This window comes from Ignatzschineria sp. LJL83 (genome assembly GCF_054871845.1).
The window spans coordinates 14,682-38,032 of sequence record NZ_JBTXLY010000001.1 but is presented as its reverse complement, the minus strand read 5'-3'; the positions used below and the strand labels follow the sequence as shown (position 1 = coordinate 38,032).

General features: G+C 36.5%; 21 protein-coding genes. 7 read left to right on the top strand and 14 right to left on the bottom strand.

What is annotated here, in order from left to right; all coding sequences use genetic code 11:
* Positions 1 to 15: 15 nt before the first annotated feature.
* The 8 genes from ACYSN2_RS00135 to napA form a co-directional block, all read right to left on the bottom strand.
* Positions 16 to 399, bottom strand: coding sequence for a hypothetical protein (locus ACYSN2_RS00135; RefSeq protein ID WP_461748226.1), 384 nt, complete (start codon positions 397 to 399; stop codon positions 16 to 18).
* A gap of 590 nt (positions 400 to 989) precedes the next feature.
* Complete coding sequence (locus ACYSN2_RS00130) at positions 990 to 1,979, bottom strand: hypothetical protein (RefSeq protein ID WP_461748225.1); 990 nt, start codon at positions 1,977 to 1,979, stop codon at positions 990 to 992.
* Positions 1,980 to 2,022: 43 nt separating this feature from the next.
* Positions 2,023 to 2,991, bottom strand: a complete 969-nt coding sequence (locus tag ACYSN2_RS00125) for a hypothetical protein (protein WP_461748224.1) — start codon at positions 2,989 to 2,991, stop codon at positions 2,023 to 2,025.
* A gap of 283 nt (positions 2,992 to 3,274) precedes the next feature.
* Entirely contained in the window at positions 3,275 to 3,892 is a 618-nt protein-coding gene (locus ACYSN2_RS00120; RefSeq protein WP_461748223.1) for a NapC/NirT family cytochrome c, read from the bottom strand.
* A gap of 38 nt (positions 3,893 to 3,930) precedes the next feature.
* Entirely contained in the window at positions 3,931 to 4,371 is a 441-nt protein-coding gene (locus tag ACYSN2_RS00115) for a nitrate reductase cytochrome c-type subunit (RefSeq protein WP_461748222.1), read from the bottom strand.
* Positions 4,368 to 5,474: a quinol dehydrogenase ferredoxin subunit NapH gene (gene napH / locus ACYSN2_RS00110; protein WP_461748221.1), complete on the bottom strand. Its 1,107-nt coding sequence runs from the start codon at positions 5,472 to 5,474 to the stop codon at positions 4,368 to 4,370. The genes ACYSN2_RS00115 and napH overlap by 4 nt, the downstream gene beginning before the upstream one ends.
* Positions 5,471 to 6,187: a ferredoxin-type protein NapG gene (napG, locus tag ACYSN2_RS00105; RefSeq protein ID WP_461748220.1), complete on the bottom strand. Its 717-nt coding sequence runs from the start codon at positions 6,185 to 6,187 to the stop codon at positions 5,471 to 5,473. Before napG ends, napH begins: the two co-directional genes overlap by 4 nt.
* Before the next feature lie 28 nt (positions 6,188 to 6,215).
* Positions 6,216 to 8,705, bottom strand: a complete 2,490-nt coding sequence (napA, locus tag ACYSN2_RS00100) for a nitrate reductase catalytic subunit NapA (RefSeq protein ID WP_461748219.1) — start codon at positions 8,703 to 8,705, stop codon at positions 6,216 to 6,218.
* Positions 8,706 to 9,083: 378 nt separating this feature from the next.
* On the opposite strand from napA, the gene ACYSN2_RS00095 reads away from it, so the two are divergent.
* Positions 9,084 to 10,379, top strand: coding sequence for a ferredoxin reductase family protein (locus ACYSN2_RS00095; RefSeq protein ID WP_461748218.1), 1,296 nt, complete (start codon positions 9,084 to 9,086; stop codon positions 10,377 to 10,379).
* 203 nt (positions 10,380 to 10,582) lie between these two features.
* On the opposite strand, the gene ACYSN2_RS00090 is transcribed toward ACYSN2_RS00095, so the two are convergent.
* Positions 10,583 to 10,858, bottom strand: a complete 276-nt coding sequence (locus ACYSN2_RS00090; RefSeq protein WP_461748217.1) for a chaperone NapD — start codon at positions 10,856 to 10,858, stop codon at positions 10,583 to 10,585.
* 511 nt (positions 10,859 to 11,369) lie between these two features.
* Entirely contained in the window at positions 11,370 to 12,218 is an 849-nt protein-coding gene (gene purU, locus ACYSN2_RS00085) for a formyltetrahydrofolate deformylase (protein WP_461748216.1), read from the bottom strand.
* Positions 12,219 to 12,605: 387 nt separating this feature from the next.
* Here purU and ACYSN2_RS00080 point away from each other — a divergent pair, with 387 nt between their 5' ends.
* On the top strand, positions 12,606 to 13,571 hold the full coding sequence (locus ACYSN2_RS00080) for a 5'-nucleotidase (RefSeq protein ID WP_461748215.1): 966 nt from the start codon (positions 12,606 to 12,608) through the stop codon (positions 13,569 to 13,571).
* Positions 13,572 to 13,686: 115 nt separating this feature from the next.
* Positions 13,687 to 14,925, top strand: a complete 1,239-nt coding sequence (locus ACYSN2_RS00075; protein WP_461748214.1) for a uracil-xanthine permease family protein — start codon at positions 13,687 to 13,689, stop codon at positions 14,923 to 14,925.
* A 244-nt stretch (positions 14,926 to 15,169) separates the two neighbouring features.
* On the opposite strand, the gene ACYSN2_RS00070 is transcribed toward ACYSN2_RS00075, so the two are convergent.
* Positions 15,170 to 15,529, bottom strand: a complete 360-nt coding sequence (locus tag ACYSN2_RS00070) for a NirD/YgiW/YdeI family stress tolerance protein (protein ID WP_461748213.1) — start codon at positions 15,527 to 15,529, stop codon at positions 15,170 to 15,172.
* A 278-nt stretch (positions 15,530 to 15,807) separates the two neighbouring features.
* On the opposite strand from ACYSN2_RS00070, the gene ACYSN2_RS00065 reads away from it, so the two are divergent.
* From ACYSN2_RS00065 to ACYSN2_RS00050, 4 genes are all read left to right on the top strand, one after another.
* Complete coding sequence (locus ACYSN2_RS00065) at positions 15,808 to 16,464, top strand: LexA family protein (protein WP_461748212.1); 657 nt, start codon at positions 15,808 to 15,810, stop codon at positions 16,462 to 16,464.
* 350 nt (positions 16,465 to 16,814) lie between these two features.
* Positions 16,815 to 17,135, top strand: coding sequence for a hypothetical protein (locus tag ACYSN2_RS00060; protein WP_461748211.1), 321 nt, complete (start codon positions 16,815 to 16,817; stop codon positions 17,133 to 17,135).
* Positions 17,136 to 17,335: 200 nt separating this feature from the next.
* Positions 17,336 to 17,545: a hypothetical protein gene (locus ACYSN2_RS00055; protein ID WP_461748210.1), complete on the top strand. Its 210-nt coding sequence runs from the start codon at positions 17,336 to 17,338 to the stop codon at positions 17,543 to 17,545.
* Between the two features lie 27 nt (positions 17,546 to 17,572).
* A complete protein-coding gene (locus ACYSN2_RS00050) occupies positions 17,573 to 17,893 on the top strand; it encodes a Dabb family protein (RefSeq protein WP_461748209.1) in 321 nt (106 codons plus the stop codon).
* A gap of 100 nt (positions 17,894 to 17,993) precedes the next feature.
* Here ACYSN2_RS00050 and ACYSN2_RS00045 read toward each other — a convergent pair whose 3' ends face one another.
* The 3 genes from ACYSN2_RS00045 to ACYSN2_RS00035 form a co-directional block, all read right to left on the bottom strand.
* The gene (locus ACYSN2_RS00045) at positions 17,994 to 19,448 is read right to left on the bottom strand and encodes a glycosyltransferase (protein WP_461748208.1); all 1,455 of its coding nucleotides are present in this window, start codon (positions 19,446 to 19,448) and stop codon (positions 17,994 to 17,996) included.
* 138 nt (positions 19,449 to 19,586) lie between these two features.
* Positions 19,587 to 20,939: a Mur ligase family protein gene (locus ACYSN2_RS00040; RefSeq protein WP_461748207.1), complete on the bottom strand. Its 1,353-nt coding sequence runs from the start codon at positions 20,937 to 20,939 to the stop codon at positions 19,587 to 19,589.
* Positions 20,940 to 21,061: 122 nt separating this feature from the next.
* Positions 21,062 to 23,320: a Mur ligase family protein gene (locus tag ACYSN2_RS00035; RefSeq protein ID WP_461748206.1), complete on the bottom strand. Its 2,259-nt coding sequence runs from the start codon at positions 23,318 to 23,320 to the stop codon at positions 21,062 to 21,064.
* Positions 23,321 to 23,351: the final 31 nt, after the last annotated feature.

The following is a 23,351-nucleotide window of genomic DNA, read 5'->3' as shown; positions in this document are numbered from 1 at the left end:
AAGATCATATCGTCTTTATCCAAAAGGCCAAATTCTAAAACGATCCTTAAGAGTATGATTTGTAGTATCTATTGTGTTTGTTTTTATAAAATAGCGTGTATTAGCATCATAAATATTTTTTTGAGTAATCATTGTTGGAATGTATTCAGGATTTATATCAGCAGAATTTATCTGTAATTGAATTGTTTGTATGGTGTAAGTGTTTAGCCTTCTTTCCCAAGCAACAAAACCCTTCTCGCTAAAGTTATGAGTCGGTTCTCCCAAGAGCTGAACAATATCCCCATACGTTTTATTCTGTAATTCAGCAGGATTAATATAAAAAGGCTGGATGAAAAAACATATCATCCATGTAATATAGATCACAATCAAAGAGGGGATAAATATCCGTAATATCTTCATAAAATAAACTTATACCCCCTATTCCTGAGGCACTTTATGATTATCCATACAGAAAGAAAGCTACTGATAATAGTTACTAAAGGCGTTGTGATCAGCAGATAATACAAGCTTTCTAGCTCTCCTTTATTTCGCATATGGGAATAGGATGATAATGCTAAAACTCCCGTAACTAACATCGTATTGAGAAAGCATGCTAGAACGGTTGCGATATAAAGACCTCTATTTCTCTTAAGCCTTAAATAGAGAACAACAGCGCTTGGCGAAAACACACAAAAGATCATTATTCCCCAAAAAAGTAGGCTTATTAAATAGTGAAGTAAATGGATAGGATCTTCATATAAATAAAAAACAAACTGATTCCAATCAGACTTAGATAATGAAAAGCTCACGATAGAAAACACTAATCAAAGTTGTGATACCACTGAAAATAAAATTATAAATAATGCTCCATTTCCAAAGCGTTAATATTGTTTTTGGAGCTTCATTTTTCTTCATCGATATTCCTTCAATCTAAAAGGCGAACAACCATAATTACGAACTTCCTTATATTTATCTGATCCTACATAAACTAAAACTTTTTCATATTATGATTAAAAAGCCGGAACGATCTCTCCATCAATTAATGTAAAAGTAATATTAGTATCCCAGTATTCATCTTTGCCATTTTCAAAATGTAAAGGCGAAAGCAGTCTTTCAGGATTTCCCTTTCCTGATCCTCCAAACCTAAAAAGTAATCCATCATTGCTAATCATTAATATATATTCATCACGTTCTATAGGTTCCATATACAAATTAGGAATTGCACTATATTGTTTAAAACCATTCAGCACACTATCTTCCCAACTATTAGTGTCAGGATTTCCCTGATATCTTTCTGTTTCACTTAAGCCTGGTTGTCGGGAGTTTACATATTTCTTATAGTTTTTCTCATTCATAATTTGACGAATCTCTTCATATTTTTGCCACAACTTCTCTCTATTTCTAGGTGTATCTTCAAATGGGGTAGATAAATACTTCCAAGAATGAGTATTAAAAGCATGATTCACGACTAAAGATCGACTTACCATAATATTGTCTTGAATCTCTCTTTCATCATAGTAAGTTTTAAATCCTAAGGTTTCTAATATTGGATTATCCGTTACCGTAGACTCTGAATACTCTTTACTTTCAATAGCTGTAAAAATATTATTATCATCATAAGTTAATCGTAATGAGCTGACCTCTTTACTCTCCGTAGATTTCGTATCGGGATTACTCATAAAAGCTGTAATGGTAACTTCACAGAAGGCATCTGTATGATCCACAGGAATATCTATCCCTTCTATTTCAAAACTATTTCTACCTTCTTTAAGCATCATTCCTACGCGATCCACAAATGACCACTGTTGATTTAAATCTCTATCGCTGGATGTATGAATAGGAATTTTATTAATATAGAAATTACAATACATATTTTGGTATCTAAAATCCGCAATGTAGTTAATATTTCCCCCTTCATAAATCTCCCCTTTTGCGACCGTCAGAGAGATCGATACAAGCGACAAGATCGCCACAAACACGTATTTACTCATAATTTTCATAGATTAACTCCAAACTTAAAAGCGTAAAAATGTGCAAACGTGATTAAAAAGCAATCACAATCTCACCATCTATTAAGGTAAATGTCATGTTGGTTGATAAACCGTTACTATAGAATAAAGACGAATATAACCTTTGAGGTGCGCCTATCCCATCCCCACCAAATCTAAATAGTAGCCCATCATCACTAATCAACAACTCATAGCCGTAATCCCGATCAATTGGTCTCATTGTTAAGTTTGAGCTATTAAAAAAAGCTCTATTAGATGCTAATAGACTATTTTCCCAACTTCTAGTTTTAGGATCTCCTTGATAAACTTCTGTTTCTTTCAATCCTGGTTGAAGTGCTTGAACAAAATTTTTATAATTCTTAGCCTCCATAATCTGATGCATCTCTTCATATTTGCGCCATAATTTCTCTCGATTCTCTAGAGTATCCTCAAATGGAGTCGCTTTATATTTCCATGAATGCGTTTTAAAGGGATGATTAACCTTTAAAGAGCGACTTGCCATCACATTATTTTGTAATCCTATTTCTTTTTCATAACTAAGAATGCTTAACTGTTCTAATATCGGCTGATCTGTCACTGTAGTAGTCTCATACTCTTTACTTTCTACAATCGTAAATTCTCTATTTTCATCATAGGTCAGGCGCAGAGAACTAACCTCTTCTATTTCATGTTTTTGGGTTTCAGTATTAGCAATTCTGGAAGAAATAACCATCTCACAAAATGCGCCATCACGATCCTCTGGAAGATCAACACCTTCGACCTCAAAAGTATTATTACCTTCCTTTAAAAACATTCCTATACGATCCATAAAAGTCCACTGACGAGCTAAACTTCTACCTGCTGAAGAATGTAATGGAATCTTATTCACATAAAAATTGCAATACATATTGTGATATCTAAAGTTCACAATGTAATTAATATTTTTCCCTTCATCAATCTCCCCTTTTGTCACCGTCAAAAGAGTATTGATTACTAAAAGTGCTAATAGCGCTGTTTTCTTCATATTCTTTCCCATCTTTAACCTTCAGAAAAAAGCTCTAATCTTCTTCCTAATTAGAGCTTTTAAACTTTTTAGGTATTTTTTAGAGATAACGAAAAAGCTAAAAAGTGCTTTATTAGAAGCTTGCTTTTTAGCTTTTTTCTATCTATTCAAGTAAAAATCAATCTTTCTGTATCTTTATATTTTCATATATGAAAATCAATTATAACTAGAATAAATCAATATTATAAAAAATGATTGTTTTGGGATTTATTTTGCCTTTTAAAATCTTTCACTTTTAGCAATCTTATTTTTTCAAAACATCTGAATATTTCTCATTGAGCTCATCTTGTAATTGCATCCAGTTTGCCGGCAATTCGTGGGCGATGCCTTTGTGGCAATCGATACAGGTTTGGTTGCGATCTTTTGCTAAAGTGTGCCCTGTTCTTGCGCGGATGTTTTGGTTCGATAAATCCATGTTCATTTCTGTATGACAACTTCGGCAACCGGCGGAATCGCTCTCTTTCATTCTTCCCCATTCACGCATGGCGAGGAATCCTCGGCGCTCTTCAAACATCTCCGGCGTATCAATGGTTTTACCGATAAAGTGCTGATATACATCATTCGATGCTTCTATTTTTCGTGCGATCAAATTCAAGCCTTGCTCCGGAACGTGACATTGTGCACAGGTTGCTCTTACGCCAGTTTTACTCACATCGTGCACGGTGCCGGTATATTCCGTCAGGTTATATTGCATCGTGTGGCAACTTGTACAGAATGCTTCGCTATTCGTCCACTCTAAAACTTTATGAGAAGTCATCGTGCCGAAGGTGCCAAATAGAACGCCGGCAAGAATTAGTGCGCCGAGCGACCAACGCGCAGATGGTCGCCAAAACCATTTCCAAAGCTTTTTAATGCCTTTCATATAATCTCCTTATTGTTATGCCTTATTCTGATGTTCTGTTATTTTCCTGTTTTACCAAAAAGGTTATCAACGAGTTCCGGCGCATTCGATTGCGGGACGTGACATTGATTACAGAACCATCTTCCCGGCGCGATATGATCAGTTTTTTCGCCGGTTTGCGAATTGATAAAATGGCTTTCCGGCGCAGCAACGGTTTTAAAATCACTATGTTGCGGCCATGAATGACATGCTAAACATTGATTGGCTTTCAGATCAATCTGATACTTTTCGATTTTGTGCGGAATAAGTGGCGGCTGCTGACGATAGTTTTTATGAAGCACAATACCTTCTTGCATCTGATACGGCTCCACGCTGATATTATCTTCATCCACCGAAACTGGCCCTCTTAATCCTGGGAAGTTTTCCGCAATGCCGGCATTCATTCCAATGCCGATCAATAACCCTAGGCAGATCACTAATAATCGTAATTTTTCTCTCATAACTTCCTCTCTTTCAGGATCGGCTGAATCGTAATTGGTTGATGATTAATGGGATGATGTTTTTTTATAAATCGGTACTTAAAGACATTCTCAGCGCAGACATCAAGGCATCTGCCGCATCTTGTGCAATCGCTAAATCCAATACTTGGCATCAAATCCGCTTCATGAATCTCTTTTCTTTGCTGTAATAATGGTTTTAAAACATGAGGTTCTGGGCAAGCTTTGTAACAATCCATGCAATCATCACACGCTTCTAAATTGGGAGCGCTCATGTGAAGCATTGTTTTCTTCCCTAAAATCCCATAAAAAGCACCGACAGGACATAAATGCCCGCACCATAAATTTGCTGAACCGATAATATCGGTAATAAAAATCACGATGCTAAAAGTCACGCCGATATTCGTAATGGTCAATCCGCCATAGACAAGCGCTCGAAATAGTCCTGTAATGGGATTCGCTAACTCCCAAGCGATTACTTGAAAAATCAGCGAAATCACAACCACAATCCCTAAAATGTAATACCGTGCTTTTTTAGAAACGGTCAGTTGATTGTTAATCCGTAATTGCCGGCGAATCCAGCTCGAAGCATCCGTCACAATATTAATCGGGCAGACAAATGAACAGTATGTTCTGCCGCCAAAAATGAGATAGAAAAGCGTGATCAATAGAACGCCTATCATTCCCATGAGTGGATAGACATTTTGCGCCGCAAGAGATTGCACGAAGACGAAAGGATCGCCTAATGGAATCACTTCTAACAACTCACTATTGGCTAACGTGCCTTGTAACACTCTAAATTCTTCTTTACGTAATCCATCACTATTTGCAAAATTTCCGGCAATTTCAGAGATTTCTCTTTCTCCCGAAAGCGGGTTTTCAACGGTTCCCTGTAAAGCATCCTGATTCATCATCGCAAAAGGAATCGTAAATAATAGAATGATGGAAATCTGACTGATTCTTCTTAAAATGAGAAATAGATGCGCTCGAATCCAGCCTTTTTTCTCCACCGCTTCTTCAAAATAGAACGTGTTATAAGGACTTTTATAGGAACGCTTCTCCTGTTTTGCCGAATTTGTCTGTGTCACTTTTGAATGTTGTGTCATGGTACAAATCTTTTTAATGGAATATTTTCAATTGAAAGGCTTTCTGCTGTTTCCTCTTCCCAACTCACTCGATAATGATCCGGCAATTTCGATCTTGCGATATTGGTCGGAATCACTTTAATGGCAGAATCATGCTCTAACACGCACTTCTCTTCACAAATCCCGCAACCTGTACAATATTCTGCATGTACCACCGGAATAAATTCCGCATGAACGCCGGTTCTCTGATTCTCTTGTCGCTCCAAAGTGATGGCTTTATCAATCACAGGGCAAACTCGATAGCAGACTTCACAGCGCAATCCCAAAAATGCTAAGCAGTTTTCTTCATCAATGAGAACCGCTGTTCCCATTCGAATATCTTCCGCTTCCGTAATGCTCTGATCTAATGCGCCCGTTGGACAAGCGTTGATACAAGGGAGATCTTCACACATTTCACACGGAATCTCTCTTGGCGTGAAAAAAGGCGTTCCAAAACTCGGTTGGCTCAGTTCAGAGAGCTTCAACGTATCGTAAGGACATGCTCGAACACAAAGCCCACAGCGAGTACAAGCGCTTAAAAAATCCGCTTCATCAATGGCGCCCGGCGGTCTTAAGATATTTTTATTCGCAGCCTGACTTTGCGTTGCCAGCATTGCTAAAGGTGTGCCGGCAAGGCAAGCTGCCCCACCGACTTTCACGATATCTGCTAAAAACTTTCGACGATTTTTCTTCATAAAATTGCCTATTGTTCCATATCTTTATTTAGGCTCTTTCAATTTTAACGGCGCATTTCTTAAAGTCTGTCTGCTTCGACAATGGGCACGTTGCATCGAGCGTTAATTTATTCACAAGGCGAGATGCATCAAAGAACGGAATAAAGACTAAGCCATCCGGCGGCGTATTTCGCCCTTTCGTTTCCACCGTTGTCACAACGGATCCTCGGCGAGAAGTGACTCTTGCTTTATCGCCACGGCGAAGTCCTAATTTTTTCGCATCATTGGCGCTAATAAAGAGCTGTGCAACCGGCACCGCTTTATGAAGCTCCGGCACTCTTCGGGTCATACTTCCTGTGTGCCAATGCTCCAATACGCGCCCTGTACAGAACCAAAATGGATATTCGCTATCCGGCAATTCTGGCGGCGCCTCATAAGGAAGCGCAAAAATAATCGCTCTTTTATCTTTATGTCCGTAGAAACTAAAGCCTTCGCCCGGTTTTACATAGGGATCTGATCCTTCACGATAACGCCATAGCGTTTCCTTGCCATCTACCACCGGCCAACGCATGCCACGGGCTTTATGATACATTTCAAAAGGTGCTAAATCATGCGCTTCGCCACGACCAAAAGTGGCATATTCTTCAAATAATCCTTTCTGAATATAGAAGCCAAATGCTTCCCCTTCGGTATTATCAAAACCGACTTGTCTTTCAGATAACGGGAATTTATTTACATTGCCATTTTCAAAGAGCACTTCATATAAAGTTTTACCTTTTAGCTCTGGATTTTTGGCTAAAAGCGCATCTGGCCAAACATCATCTACCGTTAAGTATTTGGAAAATTCCACCATTTGGCGCATATCTGATCGTGCATTGCCGAGCGGTTTCACTTGCTGTCTCCAAAACTGCGTTCTTCGTTCCGCATTCCCGTAAGCACCTTCCTTCTCTACCCACATTGCCGCCGGCAATATAAGGTCTGCCGAGAGCGCTGAAACCGTTGGATAAGGGTCTGACACAATGACAAAAGCTTCAGGATTACGCCAACCAGGATAAATCTCTTCATTGATATTGGGTCCTGCTTGCATATTGTTATTACACATCGACCAATAGACTTTCAGCTTGCCATCTTTCAGCGCTCGGCTCTGATCGACAGCGTGTAATCCCACTTTAGGATTCACAGTGCCTTCCGGCAATTTCCAAATATGCTCGGCAACTTTACGGTGATTGTCATTATTCACTACCATATCTGCCGGCAATCGATGGGCGAATGTTCCTACTTCCCTTGCCGTTCCACATGCCGATGGTTGTCCTGTTAAAGAGAAAGGTCCGCAACCTGGTTTCGAGATTTTTCCGGTCAATAGATGAATGTTATAGATTAAGTTATTCGCCCAAGTACCGCGAGTATGTTGGTTGAATCCCATCGTCCAATACGACACAATATTTTTCTTAGGATCGGCATAGAGTTTTGCTAAACGCTCGAGCTTATTCTTTGGAACTCCGGAAATTTCATGTGCTTTCTCTAAGGTATATTCTGAAACAAACTCGGCAAATTCTTCAAAGGTTATGGGCGTTGAATCTCCGGAATTTGGATTTTTCGCCTGAACTTGTAACGGATTTTCAGGACGTAAACCATAACCAATATCATCATCGCCTTTTCTAAAGTTCGTATGTTTATCAATAAAGTCCTGATCGTAGGCTCTGTTTTGAATAATGTAGTTGGCGATATAGTTTAAAATCGCAAGGTCAGATTGCGGCGTGAAGATTAAACCATTATCGGCAAGTTCAAAAGATCGGTGCGTATACGTGGATAATACATGCACTTCACAATTGGGATGCGATAATCTCTGGCTCGTAATTCTCGACCATAAAATCGGATGCATTTCCGCCATATTCGATCCCCAAAGCACAAATGCATCGGCTTCTTCGATATCATTATAACAGCCCATCGGTTCATCCATGCCGAATGTTCGCATAAAGCCAACAACGGCAGAAGCCATACAATGGCGCGCATTTGGATCTAGGTTATTACTTCTTAATCCCGCTTTATGGAGTTTAACGGCGGTATAGCCTTCAAAGATAGTCCATTGTCCGGAACCAAACATGGCAACATTATCAGGACCTTTCTCTTTATCTTTGTACGCTTCACGATATTTCTCTGCCATCAGTTGATACGCTTGATCCCAACTGATTTCGGTAAATTCGCCATCTTTATCATATTTGCCATTACTCATGCGAAGTAATGGATTGCTCAAGCGGTCTTTTCCATACATAATTTTTGAAAGAAAATAACCTTTAATACAGTTCAATCCACGATTTACCGGCGCATCAGGATCGCCTTGCGTTCCCACAACACGGCCATTTTTCGTACCGATTAATACGCCGCAACCGGTTCCACAGAAACGGCATGTGCCTTTATCCCATCGAATACCATCACTACCCACCTGCTGGCCTTGCGTAACTACGGGAATTCCTGTTAAAGCACTCGCAGCTCCAGAAGCCGCAACGACTTTCATAAAATGACGACGAGATATAGACATATTATTTCTCCATTAAACTGTGTACAGCTAAATTAACTGCCCTCAGGGTAGCAATTAAGGGAAAGGTTTATATTGATGTACATCACGCTTATTATGTAAAATGACGCCTCTAAAAATCACTACGAAAACTCTTAAATCAACTCATATAACTAACATTCAAGAGATTTTAAAAACCCTTCTAAATCGTAATGATTATGAAAAACTACTACTTTATAACTAGTATTTTTTGCAAAAGTTCCGTAAAAAACTCCTTAAAACCTATTAAAAACTTCATTTATAAAAATGATATATTTCAAATATATTTCAAATATATTTGAGGTCGGTTTTTACCGTTGCTATATTATTTAGACCGAAACTTTAATGGATGATATGGATATCATGAGCCGAGAGAAGAAGATTGTTTGGGGCGTTTTTATTGCATCGCTCCTATTATGGATACTGGATGTGTACCTTCGATATGGATTAGATTGGAATTCTTGGTTTTCCCGAAGGGAACTCTACAATCTTACCGGTGTGATGGCGATGATTCCCATGGGAATTGTCATGCTGTTAGCGTTAAGGCTCCGAATTTTCGAAAATCTTTTTCACGGATTAGACAAAATTTACTACGTTCACAAATGGCTCGGGATTTTCAGTATTGTCTTCGTCATTTTGCATTACGGCGTGAAAGTCGGAAAAGGATTTATCAAGCAATATCTCGGAAATGCCTCTGTTCCTAGCGATAAATTTGCCCTGCTGAAATCTTTCAGTGGATCTGCCAAAGATATTGGCGAAATTTTAGTATTCCTCTTTATCGCAATGCTTGTGATTTCGCTTCTGAAAAAGATCCCGTATCAACTTTGGCGACACATTCACCGCTTCATTTCTGTGATGTTTGTGGGCGCGGCATTTCATACGCTCGTCTTAATGCCGGCACGTTATTGGCATGAACCTGTGGGAATTGCGCTACTTGTTTTATGCGTTGCCGGAACATGTGCGGCGATTTATGCGCTCTTAGGTTTGATTGGGAAGCATAATCAATATCGCAGTAAAATTGTAGAGATTGAACATCAAGGCGATATCACATTAGTGACTTGCCAAATTCAAGGAAATTGGCATCACAAAGCTGGGCAATACGCATTCTTGAAGCATCAAGGTTCCGGCGAATCTCATCCTTTTACCATCGCTTCCAACGATATGAAAGATGGAAATGTTCGCTTTGCCATTAAAGCATTAGGCAATTACACTCGTAAAATTCAAACCGTTTGGCATGTGGGCGATGACGTTCGTGTGGAAGGTCCTTATGGCCGTTTCTTCTATGGCTCTTCTCGCAAGGAAAACCAAATTTGGATTGGTGCCGGCGTTGGAATCACACCATTTATCGCTTGGTTAGAAGCACTGCAAACAGAAAAAGTAAAAGGCAAAGTATCGCTCTACTACTGCGTGCGCTCTGAAGAGGAATGTTTAAAACCGGAATATCTCTATCAATTAGCCAATGAGAGCGATGTGTCTTTAACAATTTATTGCGATGAAAGAGGAGAATCTTTACAGATCAATTCTTTACCTTTTGATAAAAACACCGAAGTATTTTTCTGTGGCCCAACAAAATTTGCGGCAGCAATCGAAAAATCCATGCGTAAACAGAATCTATCGGTTCCAAAGCACTTCCACCGAGAATATTTCGATATGCTGTAATCAGCAAAGACTAGAACTCCGGATTTTGGGATTTGCGAATTTGGAAATTTGGAAATTTGGAAATTTGGGAATTTGGGAATTTACTGAAAAAAAATCGATAACAAAAAACCTGCTGTTTTAAACATGAAGGTTTTTTTGATTCTGGTTCTGATTCTGTTGTTAATTTTGATTCTAATAACGATTTCGAATAATTATGCTTCTATTTATGATTGAATCTCATTGCCATTTTCATCATCCACTTCATCGAAGAAATGATTAATCAGACTAATTGAAAGTACGCTAGAATGCGCTTTTACGGTTTCCATAATGGCATAAGCATCTTCATTTTCTTGATCTTCAATCACAACGGCAATCTTGTTTTTATGATCATGTTCAACAACTTCACAGCCTGGAAGCTGATTGAGATATTCCATTAATCCCGGAAAATTCTCTTCATTCACATGCACTAATACACCGCAAACATTATATTTCTTGCTCATATAAACCTCTTCAGTGATCTATTCAATGCTCGCAATATAACATTCAAAAATAAAAACCTCGTCGAAGTAACCACCCTTTCTGAACGCTTCTTGATCTTCCTCAATGATTTTCTGTTTATTTTTTAAATGCTTTATGATTGTTTTACGGTTATTTTTTATTTGAATTTCAGCCTAAAAATAGGAATAGAATCAATCTTATACATGAAATAATTGGATGCTTTCAAACATTCAACACAGCTAATTTCAGCACTTTTCGCCAATCGCACTTTTATCAATTAAATCCGTAATCTCTTCTATTCTATTGTCGTTTAAAATTCCGAAAAGACTTCATCTTGCTGGCGCGGGATCTTCAAAAGCATGCAAACATTCGACCCAGCCGTGCATCAGTTCTAATCGTGCAACAAAATCCCCTACAAAATCTCCTTATTGCCGGCAAAAAATAGAGCCCATATAAAACGGCTCTATTTTCCGAAAACTAAAATAAAAACTAATATGAAAACTAGAATGAAAGTTAGAAGATCACTGTTCGATTATCTTGAACAATCACGCGATCTTCTAAGTGATAACGAAGTCCTCGTGAAAGCACGATTTTTTCAATATCTTTTCCTAAACGCACCATATCTTTCACGCTATCCGCATGAGAAATACGAATCACATCTTGTTCAATAATAGGGCCTGCATCAAGATCTTCCGTCACATAATGGCACGTTGCGCCGATCAATTTCACACCACGTTTTGCCGCTTGATGATACGGTCTTGCGCCAATAAATGAAGGCAAGAAACTGTGATGAATATTGATAATGCGGAATTTATATTTCTCACATAAATTCGGCGGAATAATCTGCATATAACGCGCAAGTACAATGGTATCGGCTTTTGAATCTTCGATTAATTCATTTACTTTCGCAAAGCTTGGCTCTTTATCTTCAGGATTCACCGGCACATAATGATACGGAACGCCGTACCATTCCACCATGCTTCGAAGATCTTCATGATTCGAAATCACGCCGACAATATTACAATCGAGCTCATCTGCATGCCAGCGAGAAAGAATATCCACCAAACAGTGCGCTTCTTTACTCGCCATGAGCATTACTTTGTGCTGTTTTGAAGTATCAATCATGCGCCAATTGAGCTGGAATTTTTCGGCAATTGGTTCGAAACGCTCGCAAAATTCTTCAATCCCAAATGGCAAGCTTTCCGCCTTAATCACATGGCGCATGAAAAAAAGCCCCGTTTCAAGGTCTGAGTGATGATTCGCTTCCATAATCCAACCGCCATTTTCTGCTAAAAACCCACTTATTGCAGAAACAATTCCTACGCCATCAGGACAAGACATCACCAAACGATATGTTTTCATAACTCTACGACAATCCTTCTTCACTAATTTTTATTGTTGTGTGTTTATTAATATTGATTCACGCCACTTTAAAGCCTTCATCTAAGCAAAGTTACTGCTTTAAAATGCCGGCATTTTAATATGGTATTTGCATACTGCAATATATTTTAAGCTCACCAATTTATCTGAATAATGACTTTTTAGTAAGCCTATTTTTCAATTCTTGTCAGAAATCTTTTCAAGAAACTCTTTATAAGAAACCAACACATCTTAATTTAAGATTTACCTGAACACAAATAATGATACAAGGAAGTATTCGTAACATTTTCAAACCATGTTTACTTCTTATAATTTGGTACACTCTTTAAGCGACTAAATAATACACACATCAAATTAGAAAGGAATCAAATGGCTTTGGATCTTTCAGACACATTAGTAATAGGCGTTTCTTCTCGAGCATTATTTAATTTAGAAGAAGAAAATAGAATATTTCAAGAAAAAGGCATGGACGCGTATCGAGCTTATCAATTAAGAAAAGAAAATACCCCCCTTCAACCGGGAACGGCTTTTTATTTAGTGAAAAATTTATTAGCTCTTAATAAATTAACGGATAAAGCTGTAGTCGAAGTCATTGTAATGTCTAGAAATAGTCCTGAAACAGGGATTAGGGTATTAAATTCATTAAAATCACTAGACTTAGAAATCTCTAGAATGGCTATGTCAGGCGGTGAGCCCCTTTCCCCTTATATTGATGCCTTTGAAGTTGACTTATTTTTATCAAAAGATGAAATGGATGTTCAAACAATTATTGATTCAAAAGCTTGTGCTGCAGCTTTAATTTATGCTCCTCCTACTGAGTTCAATGATTCACAAGATAATCGTGTAAAAATTGCTTTCGATGCTGATGCAGTATTATTTTCTGAAGATTCCGAATACATATATAAAACAGAAGGCATAGATTCATTTCATCAAAATGAATTGAGTAATGAAAATATCCCATTAAAAGAAGGTCCTTTTGCAAAGTTATTGCATAAGTTAAATAAAGTTAAGGCTAGTCTTGGAACATCTATCGAATATTCTCCTTTACGTATAGCAATCGTTACAGCAAGAAATGCTCCTTCACATTTACGAGTAATCAAGACTCTACGAGACTGGGGTGTATATGTAGATGAAGCTTATTTCTTAGGAGGTATCGCCAAAGATAAAGTATTAAAAGCATTTGGGGCTCATATTTTCTTTGATGACCAAGACTCTCATTTAATAGACTCAAGTAAATATGTTCCTTCAGGAAAAGTCCCATACAGACAAAATTCTAAAATGAATTTTATTAATGATTACCATATAAATAATGCATCTTTTTCAAAAAAAGAATAATTCACTATGCATTAGCACGCAGTAAGTCAAGAGAAACTCTATATTTATCAAATAAACTGATATAATTTTACACACTTTAAAAACCTCTTTTATATCCGCTTTTAGGAGCTCAATCATGCAAGTTGTTCATAATGCTATTGCCGGATTACAAATTCTATTTGTAGCCTTTGGGGCAATGGTTCTTGTGCCGTTATTAACCGGACTTAATCCTTCAATGGCGCTACTCGGTGCCGGCATTGGGACTATTTTGTTCCAAGTTGTTACAGGTTGGAAAGTGCCGATCTTCTTAGGTTCTTCCTTTGCTTTTATCGCACCCATTATCTTTGCCATGCAAACTTGGGGAGCGGGCGCGACGTTCTTTGGGCTTTTCGCTGCCGGTTTCATGTATTTCATCTTCGCATTTGCCATTAAAGTCAAAGGCATTGAGAGCGTTCACCGCTTAATTCCTCCTGTTGTGATTGGACCTGTGATTATCGTAATTGGTCTTTCAGTTGCCGCTGTTGCCACAGAAATGGCGATGGGGAAAGCTGGCGGAGAGCAAGTCGTTGATTATAAATTATCGATCATTGTGTCGGCGATTACCTTTATCGTAACGGTTTTAGTAACGATGTTCGGCAAACGTTTTTTACGTCTTGTGCCAATTTTAATGGGAATTGCTATTGGTTACGGCGTTGCCGCAAGTCTTGGACTTGTGGATTTCTCACAAGTAGCAGCGGCTCCTTGGTTTAAAGTGCCGGATTTTGTAACGCCGGAAGTCAACTGGATGGCTGCACTCTTCATGCTTCCTGTGGCAATTGCGCCGGCGATTGAACATATCGGCGGGATTATGGCGATTGGAAAAGTGACCGGCAAAGATTATGCGTCTGATCCTGGCCTTCATAAGACGCTTGCCGGTGACGGACTTGGCGTGTGTGTTGCCGGCTTAATTGGTGGTCCTCCTGTCACAACTTACGGCGAAGTCACCGGCGCTGTGATGCTTACCAAAAATGATAAACCGCTCATCATGACTTATGCAGCCGTTTTTGCGATCTTCATGGCATTCTTCGGGAAATTCAACGCATTCTTAAGCTCCATTCCCCTTCCGGTCATGGGCGGAATTATGATTTTGCTCTTTGGAACCATTGCAAGCCTTGGTTTAAAAGCTCTGATTGATGCGAAAGTCGATATCACCATTCCTCGTAATCTTGTGATTGTAAGCGCAACGCTTATTACCGGCGTTGGCGGTTATACCATTGAAATTGGAAGCTTCCCATTTGCCGGCGTGGGTCTTGCATCTGTGCTTGCGATTGTGCTAAATCTCATCTTGCCACATCCTAAAGATGAGCACGGCGAAGAGCTAGAAGCGGATCTTTAAGATTTTTCGTTCCAAATTTTGAATGTTGAATTCTAAATTTAAAACTTAAAATCTAGTATAAATTCAGCATATTGGATAATAAAAAGTTATAAAAAAACAGCGAATCCCAATAGGTTTCGCTGTTTTTTTATGGAGCTATATTTAGCCTAAATACAAAAATCCCGCACAATGAGCGGGATTTTATTAATACTATATCTCCATGCAATAACCTATCAAGGGCTTATTAGTTTCTAATAGAACCTTGTTATTTTTTTATGATTCGATCAACATCAATATCAGTTGGCTTGAAACGATGATGATCGACCTCACCATAGATAATTACCGTATCTTCAGGTCCTACTTGAACGCCTTTCCAATCATCGTGATCGATTTCTATTTCCATTTCACCTGTTGCATCTTTAAAGAGATATTGCTCGCCACCGAGATGTTTTACAATCGTTCCTTCCATCGTCACTTTTGTATCATCCTTCGCTTCTTTGGCAACAGCGACTGTCGTAATGTTTTGTGTACCAGTAAATCCTTCAGGACTATTTCCATCTGTGAACTGTGCAAATGCGACTGAAGAACCTAAAATCATTGCGGTTACTAATGCTAATTTTTTCATGTTGTATATTCCCTTTGTGAAAATAAATATTGGCTACTTGTTGATGAATGTTATTAAAACATTGAAGTCTTAAATAAATCTTAAGATTGGTAAGGTTATTTAAACTTTTACATTCATTAAATATCACAACTCCATATACAGGAATCTAATCTCAGATTTCTGCTAAAAAACTCTTTGTGAATCTAGATCTTAAAAATAAAACATTATATTTATGCAATACATTGACCAATGCATTTATATAATTTACATTTATAGGGTCAATATTGAGGGAAAAAACAATGAATGAAGCGACAAAGATCAGAGCTGAAAATTTAAAAGCTTGGATTGATGAGTATTATGGAGGCAAACAAGCCGCATTTATCGAAAAAACAGGCATGAATCAAGGAGAGTTATCGGCTCTTATTAATGGTCGCCGTGTTTTTGGAGAACGTAAAGCGAGATCTATCGAAGAACTTGCCGATATGCCTAATATGTATTTAGAGCAGACAGAGCAATCAGAAGTCACTATTAACCCAATGAGTACCCGAGGTATGGTTCCTGTTATTTCATGGGTTGCGGCTGGGCACTTTAGTGATGCAGAGCTCTCCCCAACAGATGACCTCATCAAATGGGTTCCTTGTCCTGCACCTCATAGCAAAGGCACATTTGCCTTAACCGTTTCCGGCATTAGTATGATGAATCCTAATGGAAACCCCTCTTTTGAAGATGGCGATATTATTTTTGTGGATCCAGCACGACTTCCCGAAAACAAGTCTTGTGTCATCGTAACTTTAGGTGGCAGCAACAGCGCAACGTTTAAGCAATTAGTCATAGAGCCAGATGGTAAAAAATATATCATTCCTCTCAATCCCAACTGGGGAGATAAACCTATTGAAATCGAAGGAGATGCATCTATTAATGGCGTCGTAATCGGTAAATGGGTGGATATTTTTTAAGATTTTTTTCAGCATAGAAAATAAAATATTTTAGAGATTCCCTCAATCTCCTTTCTCTTATATTCATCTTGTCTACATAAAATTGAAGTTTTTCATTTCAAAATCCATGCTTCCTAAAACATCATTGACACTTTCGAGAATAGAATAAAGATCTATTGAAAACACCGCTTATTGCGGTGTTTTTTTATATTTATCGAAAAACAAAAGATGTTTCCTCTCTAAATTATTGAATAAATTACAAATAAAGTTTGTAATGAATATTGCAAATATGTAATATAAATTACATTAAAGAAATACAAACAACTCGTTTTATCATTTGTAACAGATTATTTAATCTATGGGAGCATCTTATGAAAAATCTATTCCAACACTTTTCTCTTTTGAATCGTTATCAAGAAAATCGCCGTATTGCTTTTGATTCTCGCTTTAATAAAATTCAATCCATTGCAAATGAATTTAGCGCAGATACTCCAGAGAAAATCCAAGAAAGAATCTTTATAGCAGAATCTAAACTATCTAGATCTCCTTTCTGGCGTAGAAAAGAGATGCAATTACTAACTGAAGCACTTTATAGAGCTCAAAACCTGATTATGAATAGAGATCGTATTTACCAAAAACAGAGCACCATTGCTTATGCTCCTATAGTGCTTATTAAAAAAAGTGTCGCTTAATCAATATATTCACGAACTCTCCCGCTTCGGCGGGTTGTCTTTTAAAATGCGGTACTAATACCCACTATTCTCTTAAATTTTTCTAGCAATTTAAACTACTTCTATTATCATTGTATCTATTAGAACTCTCCCCTGTTTTTATCTAAAGTAATTATAAAACAGTGTAGTACCATATATTTATATCTCTATGGATTTCAATCATGAAGCGACTCATCATACTTTTTACTACAGCCTTTTTACTAACAGCCTGTAGTAGACAACATCCTCTTGAAGCTCCAGCACAAGTTCAACTTCCAAGCGTGGTAAAAGTTGAAGATTACAATGCGATACCAGTAGATCCCATTGGACCAATCTTCGCACCAGATGAAATAAGAATCGATGACAACCCAAGTAAATACTATATCCACTAACCCTTAGAAGACCTTAAAAGAGATATCATGATTAAGCATATTGTATTAGTGCGTTTTAACAAGGAAGTATCAAAAGAACAAATCAAAGACATTTTTGAAAGAATTGGAGCATTAGAAACTATTCTTCCAAGCATGAAATCCTTTGATTATGGTCGATACAATGGTGCGGAAGCACGCCATAAGGGTTTTGACTATGCTTTTTATATGGAGTTTGATACCCCACAGGAAAGAGATGAATACCTTATTCATCCTGAACATGTCAAAGTAGGCACAGAACTTCGATCAATGCTCGATACAGAAGGATCAGATTCCTTCTTAGCATTTGATTATGATACAGAGCTCCTCTAATAGATCGTTTAGAGAATCTCCCAAAATTTTTAATAAGATCCCGAATATTATTAGTATTCGGGATTGTTCATTTTTATATAAAAGTTCATCTATAGATTGGTTAGTTGTTCATCGGAGTCATAATATCTTCCAGTAATTGATTCCATGCCTTACTGACTAACACTTCTGAATATCGCTTAGAACTTAAACGTGCATTCTGAGATAACTCACTTAAAAGCATAGGATCGGACATCATTGTAATGACTTTCTCTGCTAAAGCATCCGTATCTCCAAATGGCACAAGATATCCATTTTCACCAGATTGAATAAGCTCTTTAGGTCCATAAGGAACATCAAATCCAACAACAGGACAACCATGCGCTAAGCTCTCAGCAATTGTTAACGAGAAAGATTCTGAAGGGCTTGTAATAATCGACATACCAGCAGCTTCATATTCTTTCGCAACACTGTCACACCAATTATTCAGGAAAATATTCTTCTCCATATCAAGTTCTTTTACTAAAACTTTTAACTCTGCTAATCTTGATCCTGCCCCATAACAATGAAATTCAGCTAATGGTAATTTTTTGACAACTTTCGCAAATGCTTCTATAGCAAGCTCATGTTTTTTATCATGATCATAACGCGCAAAATAGACTGCTCGTAGAGGATTTCTCTCAATCGTTTCTTCTGTCAAAGGGGCTTCATAAGTATGAGGAATCGCATAAATATTGGAAGGATTATCAAATCGTTCAAGGATATCATTCTTCTGAATATTCGTTTGTACTACAACCGCATCCGCCTTACTTAAGTCTTCAAATACCGGTACATAATTTGAATTAATACGGCTTGTGTTTTTCTCTTTATAATTCACCGCATGTAAATTATGAATTGCCGAAATCACTTTAATTTTATCTGTTCCGTACAGCTTTTTAACATTTAAAGCGGGTTCATAAAAGAAACGATTTTTATCCACTAATAAAATACTCTTTTCACTTTTAGTAGCAAAAAAACTCATTAAAAAATACTCTATGAATCCATTTTCAGTATCAAAAATTTCTACTACCTGCCCCAAAGCATCCATGACTTGAATCTCTAGCGCTGATCGTTTGCCATCTTCTTTATAAAAATAACTTTTAATTAAACAGATCGATTGATCATAACGATAAAAGATTTCTTGTGTTGTTTTCATCCCATCTTTATCTAAAAGATGCGTACAACTTATTTGTCCACCTTCATGATAATAATCCCGGCGATATCTTTTTCCTTGGTGGTAATGAGTAATATAGTGCAAGCGATTATTTAACTGATTATAAATCGCATTCGCTCTTACTCTATTATTTTCATCTACATATTTTTGAGGAGAAACTCCAACATATGACACCTTAAACTTACCGTCATACAGTCGCAATTCCGTATCATTGATGCCTTTTAACTGCTGAAAGTAATCATAAATATTTACCACTGGAATTTTTTTAGATAACTTCCCCTTACTTCGAAGCGCATTCACTTCAGATGTCAGCTGACTACGATAACGGTACGTAATGATTGTAGGAATACAATTCAATTGATTCACAAATAGAGAGCTTCGCAATAATGCGGAACTTTCAATGCCCGTATGTTTCAATCCTAAATCAATGTTTAAGAAGTATATATTTCTAGATGTTCTAATAAAGTCTAAGCCATGCATCTATAATTTTTTCTCACTTCACAATTAATCCAATTTATTTAAAAAATCATATAACAGACTTGAATGGGATCCTTTAAAAAGAATTAGATCATTATCTAAAATAATACTACTAAAGTTCTCTTTAAATATATTTATATCTTTAAAAAAAGTAAATTTTTCATTGTCAATATAACTATCGATATGCTTTGTATAAGACTCTCCTATCAATATTACCTTATCTATTTTTAGGTCAGAAATATAGTCTAATATATCTTTATGTATCCTAATACGATGATCTCCTAACTCTGCAATCTCCCCTAATACTGCTATTTTTCTATTTAAAGTATCTTTCTTACATAAACTTGTTAGAGCTAATTTCATAGAGATAGGATTAGCATTATAAGAATCATTGATTATATTTATTTTCTTATTACTAACAATTCTTTCCTCCAAGTTTCCTCGTCCTTTTACCGGTTTCCAGTCAGAAAAATATTCACAAGCAACTCTCCAATCTGTTTTAGTTAAAAATAAAGCTGCTGTAACTGATAGAAAATTCAACTTTATTTCTTGGGGTAGATCCTTGGGAATATTTACATCATAATCAGAATTATCGTATCTAAACTTTAAAATCCCCTCTTCACTTTTTAATAATTTAAAATTAGATTCTTCACTATCCCCAAAGGTATAAACTCTTGCGCAGGGATTAATATTTGATCTAATAACATCCTGATAAGGCATATTTCCATTTAAAATCACGATACTAGAATCCGGAATATTTTGTAGTGATTTTGACTTCATAATAGCAATATCTTTTAACGAACCAATAGCTCCAACATGCGCTTCGGCAATATTTGTAAATATACAGACATCAGGCTGTAGCATATCATGAGATATTACACTGATAGGTTCTCCCTTAAACTTACTGGCTCCAGCAACTTCAAAAACCCAGTTTTCAGCCCTGAGTGAAGAAAAAAGAATTCCTTTTGATATATAAAATGGTCTATTTCCAAAGTCATTAACATACGTTTTTGATTGAATTCTTTTTAAAGAACGACCAAGCAATCCTAATACACTAGTTTTTCCTACACTACCAATTACTGTATATACAAATGGATTAATATTTTTCCTTTTTTCTTTACATGCCTCAAACAAATCATGCTCTTTATCACTTGATAAAATTATTGCTTCTTTATCATATTTTTGAGCTATATTTTCGTTATCACACATAATGTATTGAATATCATGAATATGATTTTCTACAAAGCGTTCCGTGACACCGATTTTAGAATTAGAAGATCTCAAGATAGCTATATTGATTTTACGATTATTAATCTTGGAATCAATAATAATATTTGACTCCCACATATCTTTAGATTTAAAAAATTTTTTTAATGTCATGTCTGTTTTCTTTTACATATATAAATAGAAATAGAAATAGAAATAGAAATAGAAATAGAATAATATTGTGAATTACTGCATATGTGAGAGTTGAAAATACTCTTATATACGTTTGCCACATTTTATAAAACATACTGTTTCAGTTGGTCTGCTACAGTATAAAAGCTACTATATGAAGCTCCAGAACCTTTGATATAAACTAGTGAATCATTGGTTAAATAGTTAGTAACCTCTTCAAATATCTTCTCTTTATCTAGAAACCATTGCGCATTAGGTAATTGATCAGAAAGTTGTTTAAATGCTGCTCCATACAAAAAAACATGCTCTGCCCCACTCTTTATTATTACTTTTTTTAACTCTGTATGTTCCGAAATCCCATCATGTTCTAAATCAGAAATTTCTCCCAATATAAGCAAACCGTTTCCTGAATAAAGATGCCTTTTTTCAGAAAAGGCCATTATTCCATTTCGCATAGCTAATAAAGAATTATTATGACTATCATCTAACAATGTAAATTGTCTTTCAGCATCTCCAACCAAAATTCGTTCTAGATTTCTAGGTAAATTATAATGTTCTTTTAAAAAAGGAATATGCTTTGACACGTCACAACCAAGAGCCTCTAGTGCTATTAAGCTAGCCATGATATTCTGAATCTGTCCATCACTATCCACAGCTATTGGAAAACTATAGATCTGCTGATTTAAAGAAATCGTAATATCAGCCCCTTCTCTTTTCACTTCTTTTCCTACCAAATAACAATAACTTTGATTATTACTAAGACTATAAGTTTTAATCTGTAAATTTTGCCTATTGGCTTCTTCCATAATTTTACAAAGATATTTTTTTTCTATGTCTCCATTAATAACGGCTGTAGCACCATTTTTAGTATGTCTGAACAACTCATTTTTAATATCTAAGTTTCTCTCCTCACTCCCTGTTTTAGTGTGGGTAAGTCCATAAGAAGTGATGATTACAACGTCACTACAATATCTATATGACTCATTCCCATAAGCTCGTCTATTAAGTCCGCCTAGAGCAACTTCTGCTATCAGATATTGAGGTTTTTTTACTAGATTTAGAGCTAATTCTAAATTAGGTAAATGGACATTATTGTTGCCTTGATTACTTACTAAAGACATCTCTGAGAGAAGATTCTCCAAAATCATTCTAGTCGAAGATTTACCAGCACTACCTGTTATTGTAATCATCTTTCCACTATAGCTTTCAGCGACAATATCAGCTATTAATGATGCGGCTTCCAAACTATTTCCCACAATATATTGAGGTACTTTATTTCTATAGGCTTCTATAGGTTCATCTGTAATAATTAAAGCTAATTTATCACTAATATTTCGCTTTAATAAAGCCTCATTTCTATGGATGCTTTCCTTAGCTTTGGCCCCCCTCATATCTTTAATATCTTCAGGACTTAAGCTTATAAATAATGAACGAGTATAATTACCCTCTTTTATTTTTCTCGGAGTTAAACTGATCATGTCAAAATTAAAGTCAGGTCGTAAATCTTTATTTAGAATCTGTCCTTTAAGGTTGATGTCTAACCACTCTAATCCTATATCTACATTATTATCATCCTCAACATTCATAGAATGAAGAGGTGTTATAGTATTCAGCTCTCCTTCTTTTGTAAGTAAACTTAAGGCTGATACAAGCTCTGTGACATGTTTAGAATCCTTAGCATTAATAACTAATGAGCAAACTATCTTCTGATTTATTCTATAAAATAGTAAACACTGATTACTTTTATTTCCCCAAGAAATACTAGCCACTACGTCAGTTTGTAAATTAGCCAAAGGCTGAGGCTCAAAAATTTTATCTTTTATGACGTGTGATTTATTTTTTAAAAAAGATAGAGTACTTTCATTTAACTTTAAAAATTCTAATCCAATTTTATAATAATCAAATAGATTACTTTTTTGAGTGTCGGCTAATCTTCCCGTTAAACTTCGTTGAGATTTTTTTGACACATTTAATTGTATAGCTAGTCGATTCAAAACCTTTCTAGTTTCTTTTTCTCCTCCATACAATTGACATAAAGCTCGGATACAATCTGGAGCATTTAGAGAGACGGCTTGATTTAATACATCAACTAATAACCTTTCCTCTCCTTCTATACCCCCCGTAGATCGAGCAGCTTTTTGCTCTACCATTGCTCCTCTAGAGAATGTAATAACTTGCTCTGGTTTCAAAGTCTTTTTCTGTAAATCACGTAAGATTTGCAAGTATAAAAGAAGATGATTAGTACCCCAGGCAGAAAGACGATTCCCCGTTGGTCTTAAGCTTAATAGTTCGTTAACAGTGAAAGTTAAGGCTGTTGGTTTTTCAGTATGATTAACCCACATCTTTTGATTTAGTTTTAACATTTCTATCTCAATTGTGTTTATTTTTTATAAG

What these genes read in the sequence shown, in the direction of transcription:
- ACYSN2_RS00040 (WP_461748207.1), bottom strand. Translation starts at nt 20,939, where the DNA reads ATGACATTAAAAAAATTTTTTAAATCTAAAGATATGTGGGAGTCAAAT.
- ACYSN2_RS00060 (WP_461748211.1), top strand. Translation starts at nt 16,815, where the DNA reads ATGAAAAATCTATTCCAACACTTTTCTCTTTTGAATCGTTATCAAGAA.
- ACYSN2_RS00080 (WP_461748215.1), top strand. Translation starts at nt 12,606, where the DNA reads ATGGCTTTGGATCTTTCAGACACATTAGTAATAGGCGTTTCTTCTCGA.
- purU (WP_461748216.1), bottom strand. Translation starts at nt 12,218, where the DNA reads ATGAAAACATATCGTTTGGTGATGTCTTGTCCTGATGGCGTAGGAATT.
- ACYSN2_RS00050 (WP_461748209.1), top strand. Translation starts at nt 17,573, where the DNA reads ATGATTAAGCATATTGTATTAGTGCGTTTTAACAAGGAAGTATCAAAA.
- ACYSN2_RS00125 (WP_461748224.1), bottom strand. Translation starts at nt 2,991, where the DNA reads ATGAAGAAAACAGCGCTATTAGCACTTTTAGTAATCAATACTCTTTTG.
- ACYSN2_RS00035 (WP_461748206.1), bottom strand. Translation starts at nt 23,320, where the DNA reads ATGTTAAAACTAAATCAAAAGATGTGGGTTAATCATACTGAAAAACCA.
- ACYSN2_RS00135 (WP_461748226.1), bottom strand. Translation starts at nt 399, where the DNA reads ATGAAGATATTACGGATATTTATCCCCTCTTTGATTGTGATCTATATT.
- ACYSN2_RS00095 (WP_461748218.1), top strand. Translation starts at nt 9,084, where the DNA reads ATGAGCCGAGAGAAGAAGATTGTTTGGGGCGTTTTTATTGCATCGCTC.
- ACYSN2_RS00075 (WP_461748214.1), top strand. Translation starts at nt 13,687, where the DNA reads ATGCAAGTTGTTCATAATGCTATTGCCGGATTACAAATTCTATTTGTA.
- napG (WP_461748220.1), bottom strand. Translation starts at nt 6,187, where the DNA reads ATGAAGAAAAATCGTCGAAAGTTTTTAGCAGATATCGTGAAAGTCGGT.
- ACYSN2_RS00065 (WP_461748212.1), top strand. Translation starts at nt 15,808, where the DNA reads ATGAATGAAGCGACAAAGATCAGAGCTGAAAATTTAAAAGCTTGGATT.
- ACYSN2_RS00115 (WP_461748222.1), bottom strand. Translation starts at nt 4,371, where the DNA reads ATGAGAGAAAAATTACGATTATTAGTGATCTGCCTAGGGTTATTGATC.
- ACYSN2_RS00055 (WP_461748210.1), top strand. Translation starts at nt 17,336, where the DNA reads ATGAAGCGACTCATCATACTTTTTACTACAGCCTTTTTACTAACAGCC.
- napA (WP_461748219.1), bottom strand. Translation starts at nt 8,705, where the DNA reads ATGTCTATATCTCGTCGTCATTTTATGAAAGTCGTTGCGGCTTCTGGA.
- ACYSN2_RS00090 (WP_461748217.1), bottom strand. Translation starts at nt 10,858, where the DNA reads ATGAGCAAGAAATATAATGTTTGCGGTGTATTAGTGCATGTGAATGAA.
- ACYSN2_RS00070 (WP_461748213.1), bottom strand. Translation starts at nt 15,529, where the DNA reads ATGAAAAAATTAGCATTAGTAACCGCAATGATTTTAGGTTCTTCAGTC.
- ACYSN2_RS00120 (WP_461748223.1), bottom strand. Translation starts at nt 3,892, where the DNA reads ATGAAAGGCATTAAAAAGCTTTGGAAATGGTTTTGGCGACCATCTGCG.
- napH (WP_461748221.1), bottom strand. Translation starts at nt 5,474, where the DNA reads ATGACACAACATTCAAAAGTGACACAGACAAATTCGGCAAAACAGGAG.
- ACYSN2_RS00130 (WP_461748225.1), bottom strand. Translation starts at nt 1,979, where the DNA reads ATGAAAATTATGAGTAAATACGTGTTTGTGGCGATCTTGTCGCTTGTA.